Source organism: Nocardioides convexus, from assembly GCF_011090295.1.
Window position 1 is genome coordinate 2,002,563 of the sequence record NZ_JAAMYA010000001.1, and the last position, 20,056, is coordinate 2,022,618.

The 20,056-nt window shown below is 74.0% G+C and carries 19 protein-coding genes and 12 pseudogenes; 8 read left to right on the top strand and 23 right to left on the bottom strand.

Annotated elements, in window-relative coordinates:
- The 11 genes and pseudogenes from G5V59_RS14945 to G5V59_RS15000 form a co-directional block, all read right to left on the bottom strand.
- Positions 1-321 (bottom strand): annotated as a pseudogene (locus tag G5V59_RS14945) (FAD-dependent oxidoreductase); the annotation flags it as partial.
- Between the two features lie 4 nt (positions 322-325).
- Complete coding sequence (locus tag G5V59_RS14950; protein WP_278259854.1) at positions 326-574, bottom strand: (2Fe-2S)-binding protein; 249 nt, start codon at positions 572-574, stop codon at positions 326-328.
- A complete protein-coding gene (locus G5V59_RS14955) occupies positions 571-795 on the bottom strand; it encodes an FAD-dependent oxidoreductase (protein ID WP_341350949.1) in 225 nt (74 codons plus the stop codon). Before G5V59_RS14955 ends, G5V59_RS14950 begins: the two co-directional genes overlap by 4 nt.
- Positions 794-1,724 (bottom strand): annotated as a pseudogene (locus tag G5V59_RS14960) (FAD-binding oxidoreductase); the annotation flags it as partial. The pseudogene G5V59_RS14960 and the gene G5V59_RS14955, both read right to left, overlap by 2 nt.
- Positions 1,721-1,930 carry a proline racemase family protein gene (locus tag G5V59_RS14970; protein ID WP_341351213.1) on the bottom strand — a complete coding sequence of 70 codons (210 nt, stop codon included), beginning with the start codon at positions 1,928-1,930 and terminating at the stop codon, positions 1,721-1,723. The pseudogene G5V59_RS14960 and the gene G5V59_RS14970, both read right to left, overlap by 4 nt.
- 16 nt (positions 1,931-1,946) lie before the next feature.
- Positions 1,947-2,117 (bottom strand): annotated as a pseudogene (locus tag G5V59_RS14975) (proline racemase family protein); the annotation flags it as partial.
- Between the two features lie 79 nt (positions 2,118-2,196).
- A pseudogene (locus G5V59_RS14980) lies at positions 2,197-2,724 on the bottom strand (proline racemase family protein); the annotation flags it as partial.
- Positions 2,721-3,419 carry a hypothetical protein gene (locus tag G5V59_RS14985; protein WP_278256974.1) on the bottom strand — a complete coding sequence of 233 codons (699 nt, stop codon included), beginning with the start codon at positions 3,417-3,419 and terminating at the stop codon, positions 2,721-2,723. The gene G5V59_RS14985 and the pseudogene G5V59_RS14980, both read right to left, overlap by 4 nt.
- 118 nt (positions 3,420-3,537) lie before the next feature.
- Positions 3,538-3,831, bottom strand: a pseudogene (locus tag G5V59_RS14990) (aldehyde dehydrogenase family protein); the annotation flags it as partial.
- Positions 3,832-4,167: 336 nt separating this feature from the next.
- Entirely contained in the window at positions 4,168-4,608 is a 441-nt protein-coding gene (locus G5V59_RS14995; protein ID WP_341351214.1) for a dihydrodipicolinate synthase family protein, read from the bottom strand.
- A 67-nt stretch (positions 4,609-4,675) separates the two neighbouring features.
- Positions 4,676-5,164, bottom strand: a pseudogene (locus tag G5V59_RS15000) (dihydrodipicolinate synthase family protein); the annotation flags it as partial.
- Between G5V59_RS15000 and G5V59_RS15005 the strand changes: the two are divergent.
- Complete coding sequence (locus G5V59_RS15005) at positions 5,144-6,757, top strand: aminopeptidase P N-terminal domain-containing protein (RefSeq protein ID WP_278256975.1); 1,614 nt, start codon at positions 5,144-5,146, stop codon at positions 6,755-6,757. The pseudogene G5V59_RS15000 and the gene G5V59_RS15005 sit on opposite strands and share 21 nt — an antisense overlap.
- A gap of 197 nt (positions 6,758-6,954) precedes the next feature.
- The gene (locus G5V59_RS15010) at positions 6,955-7,692 is read left to right on the top strand and encodes a hypothetical protein (RefSeq protein WP_278256976.1); all 738 of its coding nucleotides are present in this window, start codon (positions 6,955-6,957) and stop codon (positions 7,690-7,692) included.
- A 456-nt stretch (positions 7,693-8,148) separates the two neighbouring features.
- Here the strand turns inward: G5V59_RS15010 and G5V59_RS36720 are convergent, their stop codons facing one another.
- The 5 genes and pseudogenes from G5V59_RS36720 to G5V59_RS36735 form a co-directional block, all read right to left on the bottom strand.
- Positions 8,149-9,036: a hypothetical protein gene (locus G5V59_RS36720; protein ID WP_341351215.1), complete on the bottom strand. Its 888-nt coding sequence runs from the start codon at positions 9,034-9,036 to the stop codon at positions 8,149-8,151.
- A 117-nt stretch (positions 9,037-9,153) separates the two neighbouring features.
- Positions 9,154-9,588 carry a hypothetical protein gene (locus G5V59_RS36725; protein ID WP_341350950.1) on the bottom strand — a complete coding sequence of 145 codons (435 nt, stop codon included), beginning with the start codon at positions 9,586-9,588 and terminating at the stop codon, positions 9,154-9,156.
- A 162-nt stretch (positions 9,589-9,750) separates the two neighbouring features.
- Positions 9,751-10,154, bottom strand: a pseudogene (msrB, locus tag G5V59_RS15020) (peptide-methionine (R)-S-oxide reductase MsrB).
- A 90-nt stretch (positions 10,155-10,244) separates the two neighbouring features.
- Positions 10,245-10,544, bottom strand: a complete 300-nt coding sequence (locus G5V59_RS36730; RefSeq protein ID WP_341351216.1) for a rhodanese-like domain-containing protein — start codon at positions 10,542-10,544, stop codon at positions 10,245-10,247.
- A 340-nt stretch (positions 10,545-10,884) separates the two neighbouring features.
- Positions 10,885-11,094: pseudogene (locus G5V59_RS36735) on the bottom strand (hypothetical protein); the annotation flags it as partial.
- Positions 11,095-11,357: 263 nt separating this feature from the next.
- Here G5V59_RS36735 and G5V59_RS15030 point away from each other — a divergent pair.
- The 5 genes from G5V59_RS15030 to G5V59_RS15050 are packed head-to-tail and all read left to right on the top strand — an operon-like array spanning position 11,358 to position 14,616.
- Positions 11,358-12,920, top strand: coding sequence for a phosphatidylglycerol lysyltransferase domain-containing protein (locus G5V59_RS15030; protein WP_278256978.1), 1,563 nt, complete (start codon positions 11,358-11,360; stop codon positions 12,918-12,920).
- A complete protein-coding gene (locus G5V59_RS15035; RefSeq protein WP_278256979.1) occupies positions 12,917-13,474 on the top strand; it encodes an OB-fold nucleic acid binding domain-containing protein in 558 nt (185 codons plus the stop codon). The genes G5V59_RS15030 and G5V59_RS15035 overlap by 4 nt, the downstream gene beginning before the upstream one ends.
- Entirely contained in the window at positions 13,471-14,181 is a 711-nt protein-coding gene (locus tag G5V59_RS15040; RefSeq protein ID WP_278256980.1) for an amino acid--tRNA ligase-related protein, read from the top strand. Before G5V59_RS15035 ends, G5V59_RS15040 begins: the two co-directional genes overlap by 4 nt.
- Positions 14,084-14,377 carry a hypothetical protein gene (locus tag G5V59_RS15045; protein ID WP_278256981.1) on the top strand — a complete coding sequence of 98 codons (294 nt, stop codon included), beginning with the start codon at positions 14,084-14,086 and terminating at the stop codon, positions 14,375-14,377. Before G5V59_RS15040 ends, G5V59_RS15045 begins: the two co-directional genes overlap by 98 nt.
- A gap of 44 nt (positions 14,378-14,421) precedes the next feature.
- Entirely contained in the window at positions 14,422-14,616 is a 195-nt protein-coding gene (locus G5V59_RS15050) for an amino acid--tRNA ligase-related protein (protein ID WP_341351217.1), read from the top strand.
- A 116-nt stretch (positions 14,617-14,732) separates the two neighbouring features.
- On the opposite strand, the gene G5V59_RS15055 is transcribed toward G5V59_RS15050, so the two are convergent.
- From G5V59_RS15055 to G5V59_RS15080, 6 genes and pseudogenes are all read right to left on the bottom strand, one after another.
- Positions 14,733-15,431 (bottom strand): chlorite dismutase family protein, encoded by a 699-nt coding sequence (locus G5V59_RS15055; protein WP_278259859.1) that lies wholly within the window; start codon positions 15,429-15,431, stop codon positions 14,733-14,735.
- Between the two features lie 91 nt (positions 15,432-15,522).
- Positions 15,523-15,735 (bottom strand): annotated as a pseudogene (locus G5V59_RS15060) (chlorite dismutase family protein); the annotation flags it as partial.
- A gap of 271 nt (positions 15,736-16,006) precedes the next feature.
- On the bottom strand, positions 16,007-16,492 hold the full coding sequence (locus G5V59_RS15065; RefSeq protein ID WP_278260301.1) for a hypothetical protein: 486 nt from the start codon (positions 16,490-16,492) through the stop codon (positions 16,007-16,009).
- A 118-nt stretch (positions 16,493-16,610) separates the two neighbouring features.
- Positions 16,611-16,745 (bottom strand): annotated as a pseudogene (locus G5V59_RS15070) (hypothetical protein); the annotation flags it as partial.
- 203 nt (positions 16,746-16,948) lie between these two features.
- Entirely contained in the window at positions 16,949-17,194 is a 246-nt protein-coding gene (locus G5V59_RS15075; RefSeq protein ID WP_278260302.1) for a hypothetical protein, read from the bottom strand.
- Between the two features lie 100 nt (positions 17,195-17,294).
- Positions 17,295-17,363 (bottom strand): annotated as a pseudogene (locus tag G5V59_RS15080) (hypothetical protein); the annotation flags it as partial.
- A 56-nt stretch (positions 17,364-17,419) separates the two neighbouring features.
- Between G5V59_RS15080 and G5V59_RS15085 the strand changes: the two are divergent.
- Positions 17,420-18,361: a DUF4349 domain-containing protein gene (locus tag G5V59_RS15085; protein WP_278256982.1), complete on the top strand. Its 942-nt coding sequence runs from the start codon at positions 17,420-17,422 to the stop codon at positions 18,359-18,361.
- Between the two features lie 206 nt (positions 18,362-18,567).
- Here the strand turns inward: G5V59_RS15085 and G5V59_RS36740 are convergent.
- A pseudogene (locus tag G5V59_RS36740) lies at positions 18,568-19,842 on the bottom strand (MFS transporter); the annotation flags it as partial.
- Positions 19,843-20,056: the final 214 nt, after the last annotated feature.

Here is a 20,056-nt window from a genome sequence, read left to right on the forward strand (position 1 = left end):
GCCGCCGGGCGCCAGCACCAGCGCCCGCGCCCGGACCGGCTCCCGGCGCGGGGTGAGGTGCAGCGCGGGGATCTCGCCGGGCTCGACGAACCACACCTGGTGCCTGTTCACGCGCTCCAGCCTGCCCGCCGACTCGACCGCGCGGAGCCGCTCGCGCAGGTCGTCGTAGCGGCGGCCGAGGGAGACCGTGTCGTCGGCATGGCGCCAGTACTGCCCACCGGGGCGGGCGGCGCCGTCGACGAGGGACACCCGCAGGCCGTGCTCGGCCGCGGTGACGGCGGCGGCCAGGCCCGCGGGCCCGGCGCCGACCACGGCGAGATCGGGCTCAGCCATCGGATCCTCCGCTCTCCAGCACCATCCCGTCACGCACGGGCGTCAGGCAGGCGCGCTGGTTCGGCCGTCCGTCGACGGTGACGAGGCAGTCGAAGCACACCCCGATCCCGCAGAACAGACCCCGCGGGCGGCCCCCGGTGCGGGTGGTGCGCCACGAGCGGATGCCGGCTGCGGTGAGGGCTGCGCCGACGCTCTGGCCGGGCTCGGCCGGGAGCGGGACACCGTCGAGGGTCAGTCTCATGACGCCTTCGCGAACCGCGCGGGCGCGAACGGCGCCAGGTCGAGCTCCGGCACCTCGCCCGTCATCGTCTGGACGAGCACCTTGGCGGTGCCCACCGACAGGCCGATCCCGGCACCCTCGTGGCCCGCCGCGTGCCACAGGCCGGGGGCGCGCGGATCGGGGCCGATGACCGGCAGGTGGTCGGGGCAGTAGGGCCGGAAGCCGAGGTAGGAGCGCAGCACGGCGACCTTGTCGAGCGAGGGGTAGAGGGCCAGCGCCTTGCGGGCGAGTCTCGCGCAGCACCGGGAGCGCGACGGTCCGGTCGAAGCCGACCCGCTCGCGTGAGGACCCGATCAGGATCGTGCCGGCCGGGGTGCCCTCGATGACGGTGGAGGTCTGCAGTCCCTCGTCGGCGCTCTGCGTGCTCGCGACGTACTCGCCGGCGTAGACCTTGTGGAAGACGGTGGGCGGCAGCGGCTCGGTGACGAGGATGAAGCCGCGCCGCGGCAGGATCGGCACGTGCACCCCGGCGAGGGCGGCGGTCTCACCGGCCCAGGTGCCGGCGGCGTTGACGACGTGGCCTGCGGCGATGTCGCCGCGGTCCGTGCGGACGCCGACGACCCGCTCGCCGTCGCGGAGGAAGCCGGTGACCGTGGTGCCCGTACGCACGCGCGCCCCGCGCTCGCGCGCGAGCCGGAGCAGGTGCGCGGCCATCAGCATCGGCTGCACCTGGCAGTCCTGCGGGTAGAACGCAGGCTCCCGCCAGGTCCGGCCGCAGGTGCGGCTCCAGACTCGGCGATCCGGTCGGCGGCCACCGGGCTGACGTCGATCCCGGCGGCGCGCTGGCGCTCGGTCAGCTCCAGCAGCCCCCGGGCGCCCTCGGCCGAGGACGCGACGACGAGCCCGCCCTTGTGCTCCAGGCTCCCAGAGGTGACCGTGCTCGCCGAGGTCCTCCTGCCAGATCCGGTGGGAGAGCAGGGCGAGGTCCAGGCTCGGGACCGGCCTCCTTGTCGGAGACCAGGAGGTTGCCCTCGCACGCGCTGGTCGTGCCACTGACGACCTGGCCGCGCTCGACGACCTCGACCCGGAGCCCGGCGCGCGTGGCGAACCACGCGGTGGCGGCGCCCAGTGCGCCGGCACCGACCACGACGACGTCGGGCGCCCGGGTCACGACTCGAAGCCTGCCGGGAACGGGTCCCGGGGGTCGAGCTGGAACTGCGCGGTGCCGGTGACCCAGGCCCGGCCGGTGAGGGTGGGCACGACGGCGTCGTACCCGGCGACCTCGGTGCGCTCGACCAGCCGGCCGGTGAAGGTGGTGCCGATGAAGGACTCGTTGACGAAGTCGGTGTCCAGCGGGAGCTCGCCGCGCGCGTGCAGACTGGGCCATCCGCGCGCTGGTGCCGGTGCCGCACGGCGAGCGGTCGAACCACCCGGGGTGGATGGCCATCGCGTGCCGGGAGTGCCGCGCGGTGGAGCCCGGGGCCTTCAGGTAGACGTGATGGCAGCCGCGGATGTCCTCGCGCAACGGGTGCCGCGGCTCGTCGTCCTCGTCGATCGCGGCCATGATCGCCAGACCCGCGTCGAGCAGCTTGCTGCTTCGCGGCCCGCTCGAAGGGCAGACCGAGGCGCTCCAGGTCGACGATCGCGTAGAAGTTGCCGCCGAAGGCGAGGTCGTAGGCCACCTCCCCCAGCCCTGGTACGTCGACGACGCGATCGAGCCCGAGCACGAAGGACGGCACGTTGCGCAGGGTCACCGCGAGTGCCCGTCCGTCGTCGACCTGAACGTCCACGACGACCAGCCCGGCCGGGGTGTCCAGCCGGATCGTCGTGACCGGCTCCACGACCGGCACCAAGCCCGTCTCGACGAGGACGGTCGCGACGCCGATGGTGCCGTGCCCGCACATCGGCAGCACGCCGGACACCTCGATGAAGAGCACGCCCACGTCGGCGTCCGGCCGGGTCGGCGGCTGCAGGATGGCGCCGCTCATCGCGGCGTGCCCGCGCGGCTCGCACATCAAGAACGTGCGCAGGTGGTCGCTGTGCGCGATGAACCACTCGCGGCGCTCGGCCATCGTGGCACCCGGGAAGACTCCGACCCCGCCGGTCACCACCCGGGTGGGCATGCCCTCGGTGTGCGACTCGACCGTCTGGATCAGCCGGTTGCTCCTCATCGGGCGGGCTCCTCGCGCAGCTCGGGGGGCAGCAGGTGGTCGGGGAAGCCCTGCCAGGCAACCGGCCGGACGAACCTCTCGATCGCGGCCGTGCCGACCGAGGTGGTGCCCGGGGCGGTGCTCGCGGGGTAGGGACCGCCGTGCTGCTGGGCGGCGGTCACCGAGACACCGGTGGGCCAATGGTTCCACAGCAGGCGCCCGGCCTTGTGCGCCAGCACCTCGGTCAGCACCGGCACGACCACGTCGTCGGGCTCGGCCTGCAAGGTGGCGGTGAGTCGGCCGTCGATGGCCTCGGCGACATCGACCAGCTCCCGCTCGTCGGCGTACGTCGCGACGAGAGCGGTGGGTCCGAAGCACTCCACGAACAGCCCCTCGAGGTCGGCGAGCAGGGTCGCGGCGGTCGTCACGAGCAGCGTCGGTACGTCGCCCGGCGCCTCCGGCGCGCCCAGCACCGCCACGCCCGGGCGGTCGGCCAGGGCAGCCCGGGAACGTCGGTGACCCTCCGCGATCCGGTCGTTGAGCAGCGGCACCGGACCGGGCGACTCGGCAGTGGCCAGACGTGCGGTGAGCGCGGAGCCCGCCGGCGCGAGCAGCACACCCGGCTTGGTGCAGAACTGGCCGGCGCCCAGGGTGAAGGAGGCGATGAAGCCGTCGGCGATCTCCTCGGCGCGGGCCGCCGCGGCGCGCTCGGTCACGAAGACGGGGTTGACGCTGCCGAGTCTCGCCGAAGAAGGGGATCGGGTCCGGCCGCGACTGGGCGAGGTCGAAGAGCGCGCGGCCGGCCGGGACCGACCCGGTGAAGGCGGCGGCCCGGATGCCGGGGTGGACGAGGAGGGCGCGGGCGTCCGCCCGGTCGTGGACCAGCGCGAAGACGCCGCGCGGGGCACCGGCCGCGGCCAGCGCGGTCGCGACGACCTCGCCGACGGCGGCCGAGAGCTCGGGGTGGCCCTCGTGGACCTTGACGAGCACGGGGCAGCCGGCGGCCAGCGCGGAGGCGGTGTCCCCGCCCGCGACGCTGAAGGCGAAGGGGAAGTTCGACGCCGCGAAGACCAGCACCGGTCCCACCGGCACGGCGCTGCGCCGCAGGTCCGGTCGCGGCGCACCCATCGGCCAGTCGGGGTCGGCATGGTCGATCCGCACGCCCAGGTGGGCGCCCTCCGCCACCGTCTCCCCGAGCAGGCGCAGCTGGAAGGTGGTGCGGGTCAGGCTCACCGCGCAGCCGGGCCTCCGGCAGCCGGGTCTCGGCCTGCGCGAGCGGGACCAGCCGGTCGGCCTCGGCGTCCAGCGCGTCGGCCACCGCGGCGAGCACGCGGGCACGCTCGGTGCCCAGCAGGGCCGCCCAGACCCAGCCGGCGTCCACCGCGGCGGTCACCAGGTCGGTCACCGTCTCGGTGCCCACGGATGTCATCGCGTCCTCCTCGCAGTCATGGTGACCGAGCCGGCTCAGCGGTAGCCCTGCGCGAGCACCCGCTTGGTGTCCGCGCCGACCCGCTCCGCGATCTCCGGCGACAGCGGCCGGCGCGGCGGGCGGCACGCGCCGCCGGGCCGGCCGAGCACGTCCATCGAGAGCTTGATCGCCTGCACGAACTCGGTCTTGGAGTCCCAGCGCAGCAGCGGGTGCAGGTCGCGGTAGAGCGGCAGCGCCTCGGCGATGTCGGTGACCCTGCCGGAGGTGGCGAGGTCGTAGAGCCGACGGCACACCTCCGGCACGGCGTTCGGGTATCCCGCGATCCAGCCCACCGCGCCGGCCAGGCCGAGCTCGAGGAGCACGTCGTCGGAGCCGATCAGCAGGTCCAGGCCGGGCGCCTGCTCGCGGATCTCGTAGGCCCGGCGGACGTCCCCGGTGAACTCCTTGACGGCGACGACGAGGCCCTCGTCGTACAGACTCGGCGAGGAGGTCGGGGGTCAGGTCGACCTTGGTGTCGTAGGGGTTGTTGTAGGCCACCACCGGCACGCCGACGCTCGCGGCGGCGCGGTAGTGCTCGACGACGGTCTCGCGGTCGGCGCGGTAGGCGTTGGGCGGCAGCAGCAGCACCGACTGCGCGCCCGCCTCGCCGGCCTGCTCGATCCAGCGCACCGTCTCCTGGGACCCGTACGCCGCGACGCCCGGCATCACGCCGAAGCCCTCGGGCGAGGCCTCGACGGCGACCTCCACCACGCGGGCGCGCTCCTCGTCGGTGAGCGTGTGGTACTCACCGAGGGAGCCGTTGGGGGTGACCCCGTCCATGCCACTGTCCGCGAGCCACCGCACGTGCTCGGCGAAGGCGTCGTAGTCGACCGAGAGGTCGTCACGGAAGGGCAGGGCGGTCGCCACGTGGATCCCGCGCCAGGGTCGGTCGGTGGTGCTCTCGAGGTCGCTCACCTGGTGATAGTATGTGACATTGTACTGATCACGCAAGCACCCCCGCGAAGGAAATCGATGACCCGCACCCTGCGCCACGGCCGCCCACCCCGCCTCGCCGACGTCCCCGCCTTCCGCGCCGCGATCGCCTCCGACTGGGCCGACGCCGACGCCCCGGTGCCCGTGGTCCCGGGTGCGGCCGCGGCCGCCGCCGGGCACCGCGCGGCGCTGGGCGCGCGGCTGCCGGGCCAGCGGGTCGTCCTTGCCTCGGGGACCGCCCCGCGCCGCAGCGGCGACACGTCGTATGAGTTCCGGGCCGACAGCGACGTCTTCTGGCTGACCGGGTGCGCCGCGGAGAGCGCCGTCGTCGTGCTGGAGCCGACCGCGACGGGCCACGAGGCCACCCTCTACCTGCCGCCGCCGGCAGGACCCGGCGAGGCCGGGTTCTTCGCCGATCCCGACCACGGCGAGCTCTGGATCGGGCCACAGCCGGGCCTGGCCGCGTGGTCGGCCGCCCTCGACCTGACGGTCCGCCCGCTCGCCGAGCCTGACTCTCGCGCCCACCGACGGTCCCGAGCCTGCGCGCTGTCCTCGCCGAGTCTGCGGATGGTCAAGGACGCGTGGGAGGTCGCGCAGCTGCGCGCCGCGGTCGAGGCGACCCTGGCGGGCTTCCACGCCGTGGTCGCCGAGGTGCCGGCCGCGATGACCCACGCGCGGGGCGAGCGCTGGCTGCAGGGCACCTTCGACCGGCACGCCCGCACCCTCGGCAACGGCCCCGGCTACGCCAGCATCGTCGCGTCCGGGCCGCACGCACCGACCCTGCACTGGACCCGCTGCGACGGGCCGATCCTCCCCGGCCAGGCACTCCTGCTGGACCTCGGCGTCGAGGTCGACAGCCTCTACACGGCCGACGTGACGCGCACCGTCCCACCGTCGGGCCGGTTCAGCCCCGTTCAGCGCGCGGTGCACGACCTGGTCGAGCGCGCGCACCGCGCCGGCCTGGCCGCCGTGCGTCCCGGCGTCTCCTTCTCCGACTTCCACCACGCCTCGATGGAGGTGGTCGCGACGGGCCTGAGCGACTGGGGCCTGCTGCCGGTCTCCGTCGACGAGGCGCTCTCCCCCACCGGCCAGCACCACCGCCGCTACCTGGCCTGCGGCGTCGGGCACCACCTCGGGCTCGACGTCCACGACTGCCTCGGCACGCCGCGCGAGGCGCACGCCGACGGCACGCTCGCCCCCGGCATGGCCCTCACCGTCGAGCCGGGGCTGTACTTCCACGCCCACGACCTCACCGTCCCGCCCGAGCCTGCGCGGCGTCGGCGTGCGCCCGGAGGACGACCTGCTCGTCACCTCCACGGGAAGCGAGGTGCTCTCCGCCGCGCTGCCCATCGACGCCGACGGCATCGAGGCCTGGGTGCGGGCGACTGCCGGCGTCCCGGCGCCCTGAGGGCCTGCCCTCCTCGCGCCGGCCCCGGAGGGTCGGTGCTCGCTCCTAGGATGGGCGCCGTGGACCTTCCGGTGATGCCACCCGTCCAGCCGATGCTCGCCAAGGCGGTGTCCGGCGTGCCCGACCCGGCCAAGCACGACCCGCTCGGCCTGAGCCTTCGAGCCCAAGTGGGACGGCTTCCGCTGCATCCTGTTCAAGGACGGCGACGAGGTGGAGCCTGGCGAGCCGCAACACCAAGCCGCTGACCCGCTACTTCCCCGAGCCTGGTGGAGGCCGCCCGGGCCGAGCCTGCCCGAGCGGTGCGTGCTCGACGGGGAGATCTTCGTGGCGCAGGACGGCAGCGACGGCAAGGGGCGGCTGCAGTTCGAGGTGCTGCAGGAGCGGATCCACCCGGCGGCCTCACGGATCGAGCCTGCTGGCCGAGCAGACCCCCGCGGACTTCGTGGCCTTCGACCTGCTCGCACTCGGCGACGAGTCGTACGTCGAGCGGCCGTTCGCCGATCGGCGCGCGGCCCTGGAGGAGGCGCTGGCCGGCCTGTCCGCCGACGCGGGACGCTGCCACCTGACCCGCACGAGCACCGACCCGGCCGTCGCCGCGGAGTGGTTCCACCAGTTCGAGGGCGCCGGGCTCGACGGGGTGGTGGCGAAGCCGCTGAGCGCGCCGTACGCCGAGAACGCCCGCACGATGCTGAAGATCAAGCACGAGCGGACCGCGGACGTGGTGCTGGCGGGCTACCGCGAGCACAAGACCAGCACGCCGGAGAAGCCGCTGATCGGCAGCCTCCTCCTCGGCCTGTACGACGGCGGCGAGCTCCAGCACGTCGGGGTCAGCGCGTCGTTCACCGCCGCGCGCCGGGCCGAGCCTGTGGCAGGAGCCTGCAGGCCCTCGTCGTCCCGATCGAGGAGCACCCGTGGGGCCGGTGGCAGGAGTTCCTCGTCGCCAACCCGGGGCGCCAGCCGGGCACGCAGAGCCGGTGGAGCGCGGGCAAGGACCTGTCGTTCACGCCGCTGCGCCCCGAGCGCGTCATCGAGGTCAAGTACGACGCGATGGAGGGCCGGCGCTTCCGGCACACCGCGCACTTCAAGCGCTGGCGCGAGGATCGCGACCCCGCCTCGTGCGGCTACGACCAGGCTCGAGCAGCCCGTGAAGTACGACCTGGCGGACGTGCTCGGGGGGTGAGCCTCGACCGCCGGGGAGGGTGGGGGCAGGATGGTGCCATGAGCACCGACCCCGCTCCTCGCGAGGAGCCGTACGACGTCATTCTCCTCGTCGAGCAGGCGCTGACCCCCGCCGACGCCGCCCAGGTCCGGAACCTGCACGTCGAGCTCGACGACGACCCGACGATCGAGGTCGTCTACCACGTCCTGCTGCCGATGGCGGATGCCGCCGCGGCGGTCGAGGCCTCGCTCGGGGTCATCGGCGGGGCGGACCTGATCGCGGCGCCGATCACGCCCTCACCGGACGAGATCGACAGCCTGCGCGAGCAGAACCGCGAGCAGGCCGACCACGACGTGCGGGCGACCGCCGAGGCGCTCACCGCGAGCGGTGCGCACGTGGGCAGCAGCGCCGTCGTGACCGATCCGCCGGTCGACGCGCTGGCCCGCAAGGTCAAGGAGGTCGACGGCCGCGAGGCCATCATCTTGACCCGGCCGCACCTGGTGGCGGAGTTCTTCCACGTCGACTGGACCTCGCGGGCGCGCCGCAAAGCTCGGCGTCCCCGTCCTGCACCTGCTCGAGCACGAGTCGCTCGAGGAGCAGTCGGCCGGCGGCGGCGAGGGCGTCACCGGCGTCTGAGCCGTAACAGCCGGGAGCGCCCGGTCGTTGAGCGGTCATGTCGGCCCTGCACACCCTCGACGTCCGCCTCTTCGAGGCGCTCGCGGGCACGCGCCTGTCCCCGGCCGAGCGGGACCGCGCGATCGACCTGTGCGAGAGCATCGTGGCGATGGTGCCGGACCTGGACCTCGGGCATCCCGGCCAGGCCGCGCGCTGCGGCGCGCACCTGCTGCTCGCCGACGGCGTACCGGGCCTCGACCCGCGGGTGCGCAGCGACCTCGCGCGACTCTGCGAGGTCGCCGTGGTGAAGGGCCTCTGAGCCCTACTCGATCCGGTTGCCCTGGTCGTCCCAGTGCTCGGCGACCTTCTTGCTCGGCTGCACCCGCGGCGGCTCCCCCGGCATCTTGGGGTAGTCCGGCGGGAAGTTGAGCTCCCCCGCCCCCTCGGCGAGCCTGGGCGTCCCACAGGTCCAGCAGCGGCTGCAGCGAGAACGCCTCCTCGTCGATGTCCGCCCACGGGTCGCCGTCGGCGACGCGATCGGGGACGGTGAAGAGGTTGAACTCCTTCGGGTCGGTGACCCCGGCCAGGCTCCGCCCAGGTCATCGGCGTCGAGACCGGGGCGCCCGGCAGCGGCCGCAGGGAGTACGCCGAGGCGATGGTCCGGTCCCGGTTGTTCTGGTTGTAGTCGATGAAGATGCGCTCGCCGCGCTCCTCCTTCCACCACGCCGTGGTGACCTGGTCGTCGCGCACAGCGAGTCTCGCGGCCGAACGCGATCGCGGCGTGCCGCACGTCGGTGAACTCCCAACGCGGCTCGATCCGCACGTAGACGTGCACCCCGCGGTTCCCCGAGGTCTTCGGGTAGCCCTTCAGGCCCAGGCTCCTCCAGCAGGCTCCCGCGCGACCCCCGCGACCCGCACCGCGTCGGTGAACGTGGTGCCGGGCTGGGGGTCGAAGTCGATGCGGAGCTCGTCGGGGTGGTCGACGTCCACGCGGCGTACCGGCCAGGGGTGGAAGGTCAGCGTGCCCATCTGCGCGCACCACACGGGTACGGCGATCTCGGTCGGGCAGATCTCGTCGGCGGTGCGCCCCGACGGGAAGGTGATCGCGACCGACTCCAGGTAGTCGGGAGCGCCCTTGGGGACCCGCTTCTGGTAGAACGCCTCGGCGTCGTTGTCGCGCGGCCCGGTGGCCAGCCGGAAGCCCTCGCGGACCCCCGACGGCCAGCGCTCCAGCGCGGTGGGCCGCTCGCCGAGAGCGCGCATCAGACCGGGGCCGACCGCGGCGACGTACTCCGCGACCATCAGCCTTGGTCACCTCGGGCGTGCGCTCGGTGGCCTCGTAGATCACCCGGTCCGGGCTGGACACCCGGACCTCGCGCTCGCCGGCCTGCACCATCGCCGCAGCGGTCTTCGCCATGGCCCGACCCTAGCGCCGAGGACCCTCGGCACTCACCGCTCGGGCGATCAGCCGGCCTTCGGCTCCAGGGTGAGGCTGATCGAGTTGATGCAGTAGCGGTCGCCGGTCGGCGTGCCGTAGCCGTCGGGGAAGACGTGGCCCAGGTGCGAACCGCAGTTCGCGCAGCGCACCTCGGTGCGCTTCATCCCGTGCGAGTCGTCCTCGAGGTACTCGATGGTGTCCGAGATCGGCTGGTAGAAGCTCGGCCAGCCGCAGCCGGAGTGGAACTTCGTGTCGGACTCGAAGAGCCTTGGCCTGGCAGGCCTTGCAGCGGTAGACGCCGGTGGTCTCGGTGTCGGTGTACTCGCCGGTGAAGGCCCGCTCGGTGCCGGCCTGGCGGAGCACCTGGTACTCCTCGGGAGTGAGACTCGGAGCGCCACTCCTCCTCCGTCTTCTCGACCTCGTATGCCATGTCTCCGAGCCTACTCAGCGTTCCACAGCACGGTGACACGAACGGCAGGGGCGAACCCCCGGCGCACCTGCCGTTCGCGTCACCTCGGGCTCAGGCAGCGTCGTCGGCGACCGGCAGTCCGGCCTCGCGCCAAGCGGCGAACCCGCCGACGACGTCGGTGGCGCCGGGGATGCCGATGCTCTGCAGCGCATCGGCGGCCAGCGAGGAGGTGTAGCCCTCCTGGCACAGCACGATCACCCGGGCGTCGTACGACGCCTCGGGGATGCGGGCCTCGCTGCGCGGGTCGAAGCGCCACTCGAGCACGTTGCGCTCGATGACCAGCAGCGGCAGCCAGGAGGCGACCTCGCCCTCGGCGGCACGCTGGGCGGCGGGACGGATGTCGACGATCACGGCTTCGCCGGCGACCAGGCTCCTGGAAGGCGGCCGGGGCGGAGACCCGGTCCAGCCGGGAGCGGGCGTCGGCGAGCAGGGCGTCGACGCCGTCGTAGCGGGGGCGGTGCATGGGCACGACAGTAGCGAGCGCGCTCACCACTCCTCCCCCGCCCGCTCCACGCCGAGCGCCTCGAGGCGGTCGCCACGGAACCGGAAGCGGGTCATGGTGGACAGCCGCGGCGAGTAGGCGTGCAGCGAGAGCGCGGGCTGGTCGGTGGGGTTGCGGACGTCGTGGGCGTAGCCCGCGCCGAAGGCCTTGCCGTCGCCGACGCCGAGGTCGGTGAGCCTGGAGGCCACCGTCGAAGCGGTGCTCGGTGAGCGTGCCGCGCAGGACGGTGAACGCGCCGGAGGAGGAGCCGTGGTCGTGCCAGTCGGTCGCGGCACCGGCGGGCCACGAGATCAGCCAGAGCTCGTAGTCGTCGGTGCGGAGCAGGCGGATCCAGGAGCGCTCCTCGGGAGCGGGGTCGAGCAGGTGGAGCAGGTCGGGGTCGGCGGCGTGGTTGCGCACGGCCTCGAGCAGGGGCAGGACGGCGAGCCTGGGTCATCGGGGATTCCTCGAAGGTGTCGGGCTGGATCGGGTGGCGGGAGATCAACAGCAGGGACGACACAGGCTCGCCGGAGCGGAGCGCGCCGCGCGAGCCGGGAGTGCGAGGAGTCATGACGCCATAGTGCACTAAGTCGATAGAGATTGCAAACGTTCAATCCGTGAGTGCCGAGTGCTGCCCGGTTAGGGTTCCGGGGTGTCGAACCCCTCCGGACCCCTGGTCACCGGTGGCGTGGGACGCGCGATCGAGGTCTTGGAGCGTCGGGTGCCGTCCATCGCGGCCACCGTCGTCGGCTGCTGGGCTGCCCTGTGCGCCCTCATCGCCCTGGTCCGGCCCCTGCGTCACGAGACTCGCCCCGCTGTTCATCGGCATCGGTGAGAACGTCCTGCTGATCCTGCCGAACCTCGCCTACGCCACCTTCCTGGGTCTGCTCGCCGCCGCGCTGAGCGCCCGCAAGCGCGCCGGCTGGCGGATCCTGGTCATCGTCCTGCTCGTCAACCTCGCCGACGCCGCGGGCGAGCCTGACCACCCGGCCGCGCAGCCACGTCGCGGTCGTCGTCGCACTCGTGCTGCTGTGGGTCGTGGTGATGGCCCGGGGCGGGTTCACCACCCGGGTCCGCTCCCGCTCGGTCGTCAAGGCGATCGCGATCCTCCTCCCCTGCCTGCTGGTGAGCATCGCGATCGGGTTCGGCCTGCTCCAGGTCTTCCACGGCACCCTGCCGATGAACGAGCGGCTGCTCTGGTCGGTCAACCGCGCCACCGGCGGCGTGATCGGACCGCGCGCCTTCGGCGGCCGTCCCGAGGACTGGGTCAGCGACCTGATCGGCTTCCTCGGCGCGGTCTCCCTGCTCGGCTCCTTCGCCGTCGTCTTCCAGTCCCAGGCGCTGCGCTCGGCGCTCTCGGCGCCCGAGGAGCGGGCGGTGCGCGCGCTCCTGGAGGAGTACGGCCGCCACGACTCCCTCGGCTACTTCGCCACCCGCCGCGACAAGACCGCGATCTTCTCCGACAACGGCCGAGCGGTGGTGCTCTTCCGGGTCGAGGCCGGCGTCTGCCTCGTCAGCGGCGACCCGATCGGCGACCCGGGCTCGTGGGACAGCGCGATCGCCAGGCTGGCAGGAGTACGCCGAGGAGCACGGCTGGTCCCAGGCGGTGCTCGGCGCGAGCGAGCGAGGCGCGCACGCCTTCGAGCGCGCCGGGCTCAACGCCCTGCAGGCTCGGCGACGAGGCGATCATCGACGTCGCCGACTTCCACCGGCGCCGGCCCCGGCTGCGCCCGATCCAGCGCGCGGTGCGCCGTACCCAGCGGCTGGGGATCACCGTCCGGATCCGCCGCCACGGCCAGATCAGCGCCGAGGACATGGCGCGGGTCCAGCGGCTCGCCGAGGAGTGGCGCGGCGACGAGCCCGAGCGCGGTTTCTCCATGGCCCTGGGCCGGCTCGGCGACCCCGCCGACGCCGACTGCCTGCTCGCCGAGGCCCTCGCGCCCGACGGCACGGTGCTGGCGCTGCTGTCCTTCGTGCCGTGGGGCCGCTCCGGCATCTCGCTGGACCTGATGCGCCGCGACCCGGCCGCGCCCAACGGCGTCATCGAGCCTGATCGTCAGCATGCTCGCCGAGCGCGGTGCCGAGCACCGGATCTCGCGGATCTCGCTCAACTTCGCGGTGCTCCGCTCGGTCTTCGAGGAGGGCGGCCGGATCGGCGCCGGGCCGGTGCTGCGCGGCTGGCGACGGGTGCTGCTGGTGCTCTCCCGGTGGTGGCAGGCTGGAGGCGCTGTACCGCTCTAACGTGAAGTTCGAGCCGATCTGGTTCCCCCGCTTCATGTGCTACGACGACGCCCGGATGGTGCTCCGGATCGGCATCGCCGCCGGCATCGCCGAGGGCTACCTCGACGTCCCCGAGTGGATCCGCACCCGGCGCCCGCTGCACCCCCAGCACCTGCCCGAGCAGCGCGCGGACGAGATCGTGGCGGCCGTCCGCGCCCACCAGGAGCAGGTGGCCCGCGGCCGCCGCCGGCCCGAGCAGGTGCGGATCCGGATGGAGCGGATGAACGCACTCGCCGAGGCCGGCCACCCGCCGTACCCGGGCAGCGGGGAGCCTCCGGTGCGCACCGCCGCCGCCCTGGCGGCCGAGGACGGCACCGCGGTCAGCGTCGCGGGCCGGCTGGTCGCGATCCGTGACCACGGCGGGGTGGTCTTCGCCGACGTCCGCGACTGGGACGGCACGGTGCAGTGCCTCCTGCAGGTCGACGACCTGGGGGCGGACCTCGACGACTTCGTGGAGCCTGTGCGACCTCGGCGACCTCGTCGAGGTCAGTGGCGCGCTGGGCCGCAGCCGGGCCGGTGAACGCTCGGTGGTCGCGACCTCGTGGCGGATGCTCGCCAAGTGCCTGCACCCGCTGCCCGGCCGGGTCAACGGCGCGCTCGCCCCGGAGTCTGCGGGTGCGCCAGCGCGAGCTCGACCTCGCCATGAGCGACACCGCCCGCGACCACCTGCGCCGGCGCGGCCTGGTGCTGCGCGAGATCCGCGAGTCGCTGCACCGCCAAGGCTTCCTGGAGGTGGAGACGCCGGTCCTGCACACCGTCCACGGCGGCGCGAACGCCCGCCCGTTCGTCACCCACAGCAACGCCTACGACCTGCCGCTGTCGCTGCGGATCGCTCCCGAGTCTCTACCTCAAGCGGCTCTGCGTCGGCGGCGTCGAGCGGGTCTACGAGCTCGGCCGTGTCTTCCGCAACGAGGGCGTCGACCGCACCCACAACCCGGAGTTCACCGCGCTGGAGGCCTACGCCGCGTTCGGCGACTACACCTCCATGCGGCACCTGTGCCGGGCGCTCGTGGTGGACGCGGCGAGGGCCGTCCACGGCGAGCCCACGCTGGTACGACGCGGCGAGGACGGCACCGAGGAGCGGGTCGCCGTCGGCGGCGAGTGGCCGGTGGTCGCGGTCCACGACGCGGTGGCGGCCGCGGTCGGCGTACCCGTCGCCTGGGACACCCCGCGCGAACGGCTGCGCGAGATCGCCGACGCCCACGGCATCACCGGCGCCGAGCCTGAGCGCGGACCAGGCTCGTGCTCGAGCCTCTACGAGGAGCCTGGTCGAGCCGGCCACCGTCGTGCCCACCTTCTACGTCGACTTCCCCACCTCGGTCTGCCCGCTGACCCGGGCTCGCGAGGACGTGCCCGCACTGGCGGAGCGCTGGGACCTCGTGGCGTTCGGGATGGAGCTCGCGACGGCGTACAGCGAGCCTGACCGACCCGGTCGAGCAGCGCCGCCGCCTCGAGCACCAGTCCCTGCTGGCCGCCGGCGGCGACCCGGAGGCGATGGTCGTGGACGAGCAGTTCCTGCAGGCCCTGGAGCTCGGCATGCCGCCGACCGGCGGTCTCGGCCTGGGCGTGGACCGGCTGCTGATGCTGCTGTCGGGCGACCCGATCCGCTCCACGATCGCGTTCCCGATGGTGCGCCCGGAGAGCTCGGGGTGTGCCGAGTGAGCCGCCGTCTGCGCTGGGTCGCGGTGGCCCTGATCGTCCTCGGTGGGCTGGGGTACGCCGACTGGGTGCTCCAGGCTCGTCCTGCCGGTCCGCGCCGACATCAGCACCAGACTTCATCAGCGAGCTTGTCCGCGGCCGGCCAGCCCTATGCCGACGTGTTCCGGATCTCCGACCTGGTCGCGGCGATCCTGCTCGGCCTGGGCGTGGCCTTCGGGTGGGTGCTCGCACGGCGCGACACCTCGGTGTGGGGGCCGCTGGTCCTGCTCGCCGCGTGCGCGGTCTTCGAGACGGCGGCACCGCTGTCGGGCTCCTACACCTTCGACGCCGACCTGCCGCCGCCCGGCACCGGCTCCTGGTGGGCCAAGGTGACCGAGCCGCACGGGGTGGCGAGCTTCGTGGAGACCGTCGCCTTCCTGGTGGCGCTGGTGACCTGCACGCTCGCGCTCCGCCGGGCCGGTGCCGCGCCGCGGTGGCGCCGGGTGCTGCTCACCGTCGGCGTGGTGGCCGCCGTCGCCGGTGCGGTCGACGCCGTGCTCACCGCCACCCTGCTCCTGCACGGCGACGCCGTCGGACTGGGCCTCGTGCAGCGGCTGAGCGTCTCGCTGACCGCTCTGTGGCTGGCCGCGGCGCCGTCCTGGTTGCTGCTGATCGACAGCCGCGATCAGGGCAGCCGGGACACCAGGCTCGGCCAGCGAGACCCGACGGCCGGTGTAGAACGGGACCTCCTCGCGCACGTGGCGCCGGGTCTCCGAGCCGCGCAGGTGCCGCATCAGGTCGACGATCCGGGTGAGGTCGTCGGCCTCGAAGGCGAGGATCCACTCGTAGTCGCCGAGCGCGAAGCCTGGGCACCGTGTTGGCCCGCACGTCGGGGTAGTCGCGCGCCATCTGGCCGTGCTCGGCGAGCAGGCGGCGGCGCTCGGCGTCCTCCGGGAGGTACCACTCGTAGGAGCGGATGAAGGGGTAGACCGCGACGTAGTCGTGCGCGCGCTCCTCGGCCAGGAAGGCCGGCAGGTGGCTGCGGTTGAACTCCGCCGGGCGGTGCAGCGCCATCTGCGACCAGACCGGTGCCAGCCGCGCACCGAAGGCGGTACGACGCAGCCGGTGGTAGGCGTCCTGCAGGCTGGTCGCTGCTCACGGCGTGCCACCAGACCATCACGTCGGCGTCGGCGCGGAGCCCGGCGACGTCGTAGACGCCGCGGATGACGACGTCCTGCTCCGCGAGTACCGGCGGCGAGCGCCTCCAGACTCGTCGAGTCTCGCCCTTGCGGACCACCTCGTCGGCACCGAGCGGCCGGTCCAGGCTTGAAGACCGACCACATGGTGAAGCGGATCGTGTCGTTGGTTCCGTTGATCTTCGCCGCGTTGGTCTTCAGGTGCGCCTGGGGATCGGTCATGCCCCCATTGTGCCGTCGAGCAGGTCGGCGACCGCGCGGTGGGCCGAGCCGATCGTGGCCGGGATGCCCACGCCGTCGTACGACGCCCCGCAGACCGCGAGCCCCGGGACCGCCGCGACCGCGGCCCGGACCCGGGCGACCCGGTCGGCGTGGCCGACCCAGTACTGCGGCAGTCCCCCGCCCCAGCGCTGCACGACGGCCTCGACCGGGCGTGCGGACAGGCCGGTGGCCGCGGCGAGGTCGGCCAGGGAGGCCTCCACGAGGGCGGCGTCGGGGACCCGGAGGCTGGCCTCCTCGCCGTACCGGCCCAGGGAGGTGCGGAGCACGAGCAGCCCGTCGCCGGCGGCGCGGACCCAGTCCCACTTGGCGAAGGAGAAGGTCGAGGCCTTGATCCGGCGCCCGTCCACGGGCGGGACGAGGAAGCCCGCGGCGCCGCGGTCGAGCGCCTCGGCGGCGTCCTCGGCGCGGAAGGCGAGGGTCACCAGCGCGACCGAGGCGTAGGCGATCTCCGCGAGTCTCGCTCGCCGCGGCGGGGGCCGACTCGTGCAGCAGCCGCGCGCTCGGGGCGGCCGGGGTGGCGAGCACGACCTGGTCCGCGATCTCCTCGCCGGTGGGGGTGGTGACGACGAAACCCGCGCCGGTACGGCGGATCGCGGTCACCGCCGCGTCGTAGCGGACCTCGGCGCGGGGGCGCCCCGCCAGGTCGTCGGCGAGCGCGGCGGCCAGCCGCCACATGCCCCCGTCGACCCCGGCGAAGACCGGCGGTGCGTCGGCGGCCGGGGCCGGGGCGGTGAAGGCGGGCTGGGCGAGCAGGCCAGCGAGCCTGCGGGACGGCGGAGCGGACCGAGATCCGGCGGGCCTGTCCGGCGTACACACCCCCGAGGAGCGGCTCGACCAACCGGTCCACGACCTCCTCGCCGAAGCGGGCGGCGACGAGGTCACCCACCGAGGCGTCCGCGGCGGCGTCCACCGGCCGCCCCGCACGGGCCCGGGCCAGTCCGTCGGCGGTGAGGATGCCGCTGGACTCGAGCCTGGTCGAGGTCGAGCGGTGCCCCCATGACCGAGCGCGGCAGCGGGCGCAGGGCGCCGTGCGTCCAGATCCGCGAGGTGGCGCGCGTCGGGTGGGTCAGCGGCAGGCCGAGCGCGGTGGCGAGGGCGCTGCCCTCGGGCCGGCGGTGCAGCATCGCCTCGGCGCCCACGTCGACGGTGACCCCGGCGACCTCGCCGCCACGCAGGCTTGCCGCCGGCCCGGTCGGTGCCCTCCAGGACGAGGAGGTCGGCGCCGGACTCGGCGAGGTCGCGCGCGGCCGTCAGCCCGGCGATCCCGGCACCCACCACGACTGCTCGACCCACGGCACCAGCCTGCCAGAGCCCGGGAACCGATCCGCGCGCCCCCGCGTCGCACCGGCATGCACCCGACCCGCACCCGCCTCGCCCTGTCCCTCGCCGGAGCCGCCGCCCTGGTCGCGCTGACCGGCTGCTCCTCCGGCTCGTCCGGCTCCTCCACCCCGGCCCGCACCTCGGCCGACTCGGCCGGCTCGGCCGAGCCTGAAGGCGGAGTCGTCGGCGCCCGCCGCGCTGGGCGTCGCCGACGAGGCCGGCGCGCGCACGGCGCAGGGGGCCCCCGCATCGGAGCCGGACGTCGCGATCATCGCCACCGGCACCGTCGCGCTGGAGGCGGAGGACGTGACGAAGGCGCAACGAGACGTCCGCAGGGTCGTGGACCTGCAGCAGGGCCGGCTGACCTCGCAGGAGACCAGCACCGACGACGAGGGCGAGGTCGACGCGGCCCGGCTCGTCGTCCGGGTGCCGAGCGCCCGCTTCCAGGCGACCAAGGACGCGCTGGAGGAGGTCGGCACGCTGACCGACTCCAGGCTCCTCGGAGGAGGACGTCTCGGCGCAGGTCGTCGACGTCGCCGCCCGGGTGCGGGCGCAGCGGGCCAGCGTGGAGCGGATCGAGGCGCTGCTCGACCGGGCGCAGAACCTCGCCGAGGTGGTCTCGATCGAGCGTCAGGCTCGCCGACCGTCAGGCGAACCTCGACGCCCTCGTCGCGCGCCAGCGCGACCTCGCCGACAAGACCAGCCTGTCGACGATCACGGTGTCCATCGAGCAGGCCGACCGGGACGGTACGACGAAGGACGACGACACCGCGGGCGGCTTCCTCGGCGGCCTGCGCGACGGGTGGGACGCGTTCACCGGCGGGGTCGTGGTGACCCTGACCGTGCTCGGCTTCGCCCTGCCCTGGCTCATCCTCGTTGCGGCGTTGGGCGTCCCGCTGTGGTGGGCGCTGCGGCGGCGTGCCGCCCGCCGGCCGGCTGCCCCCGGTCCGGTGACTCCGGCGACGCCGTGAGGTCCCGCCCGCGGGTCTCCGGGAGCAGGGCCATGCAGACCAGGCTGAGCACCGCCACCGCGACGTTGTACGACGCAACGAGCCACAGCGAGTCGTCGCCCAGACTCCACCAGCCAGGCGGCGATGAGCGGGGTCAGCCCGGAGGCCACGATGCCGGAGAGCCTGGTAGAGCGCGCTGAGCGCGGAGTAGCGGTAGCGGGTGTCGAACAGACTTCGCTCCAGAAGGCCGCGAGCGGCCCGTAGACCGTGCCGTAGACCAGGCCCAGCCCGCCGATGAAGGCGGCGCTGACGGCGAGCCCGCCGCCCGACTGCACGGCCGCGGCGACGGGGAAGGCGAGGACCAGGCCCGCGATCGCACCGACCCGGTAGACCGGTCGCCGGCCGAAGCGGTCGCTCAGCGCGCCGGCCGCCAGCGTGAGCACCACGCCGAGCACCGCGCCGACCATGATCGCGTTGAGCACGAGCGACTTCGCGACGCCGACGGTGTTGACGGCGTAGGCGAGCAGGAAGACGGAGTAGAGGTTGAAGGTGAAGCCCTCGATGAAGCGGGTGCCCATCCCCAGCAGCAGGGTGCGCGGCTGACGCTGGAACAAGCTCGCGCACCGGGACCGAGCCTGACCTCCTTGCGCTGCTGCACCTCGCGGAAGGCGGGCGTCTCCATCACCGAGAGCCGGATCCAGGCGCCGATCGCGAGCAGCACGATGCTGAGCAGGAAGCAGGCCCGCCAGCCCCATGCGAGGAACTGCTCGTCCGGCAGCCGGCTGGCGATCGCGAAGGCGCCGGAGGCGAGGAAGAGCCCGCCGGGGACCCCGATGTGCGCGAAGGAGCCGAAGAAGCCGCGTCGCTCGGGCGGGGCGAACTCGACGGCGAGGAGCACCGCGCCGCCGTACTCCCCGCCCACGCCGATGCCCTGCAGCACCCGCAGCACGACGAGCAGGATGGGCGCGGCCACCCCGATCGAGTCGTACGACGGGAGCAGACCGATCAGCGCCGTACCGGCCCCCATGATGACGAGGGTCCAGATCAGCATCGCCTTGCGGCCGACCCGGTCGCCGAAGTGGCCGAAGACCAGTCCGCCGACCGGCCGGGCGAGGAAGCCGACCGCGAAGGTGCCGAAGGCGGCGAAGGTCGCGGCCGAGCCGCTGAGGCCGTTGAAGTAGAGCCTTGTCGAAGACCAGCCCGGCCGCGGTGCCGTAGAGGAAGAAGTCGTACCACTCGATGGTCGCGCCGACCGCCGCCGCGACCGCGACGCGACGGGGGCTGGGACCGGCCGCGGGGCCGGTCATCAGGCGACAGGCCGCAGCAGGCTTGTCCACGACCGGCCGGCTGCGCTGCAGCCACGCGTCGTACGCCGCCGGGTCGTCGTGCTGCTTGTCGAGGACGTAGAGCGGGGCGCCCGGCACGACCGCGCCGAGGTGGCTGAGCAGGGGCACCAGGCCGTGCTCCGGCGCCAGCGCGTGACCCGGACCGCCGCCGAGCATGAGCGGCACCGCGATCCCGGTGAGCCTGGCCGGCCGCGAAACGGTCGAGGAAGAGCCTTCAACAGCCCGGTGTACGTCGCCTTGTAGGTCGGGCACGCGACCACGACGAGGTCCGCCCGGCCGACCTGCGTGACCAGGCTCGTCGATGCTCGGGTCGCTCCAGTCGACCAGGCCGGCGCCGAGCGTGGCGATGTCGACGACGAGGTCCGGCTCG

Bases quoted from the DNA above. Each gene is read 5' to 3' on its own strand.
- G5V59_RS14950 (WP_278259854.1), bottom strand. From the start codon at position 574: ATGAGACTGACCCTCGACGGTGTCCCGCTCCCGGCCGAGCCCGGCCAG.
- G5V59_RS15075 (WP_278260302.1), bottom strand. From the start codon at position 17,194: ATGCTGCACCGCCGGCCCGAGGGCAGCGCCCTCGCCACCGCGCTCGGC.
- G5V59_RS15085 (WP_278256982.1), top strand. From the start codon at position 17,420: ATGCACCCGACCCGCACCCGCCTCGCCCTGTCCCTCGCCGGAGCCGCC.
- G5V59_RS36725 (WP_341350950.1), bottom strand. From the start codon at position 9,588: ATGGTCGCGGAGTACGTCGCCGCGGTCGGCCCCGGTCTGATGCGCGCT.
- G5V59_RS15005 (WP_278256975.1), top strand. From the start codon at position 5,144: ATGACCCGCACCCTGCGCCACGGCCGCCCACCCCGCCTCGCCGACGTC.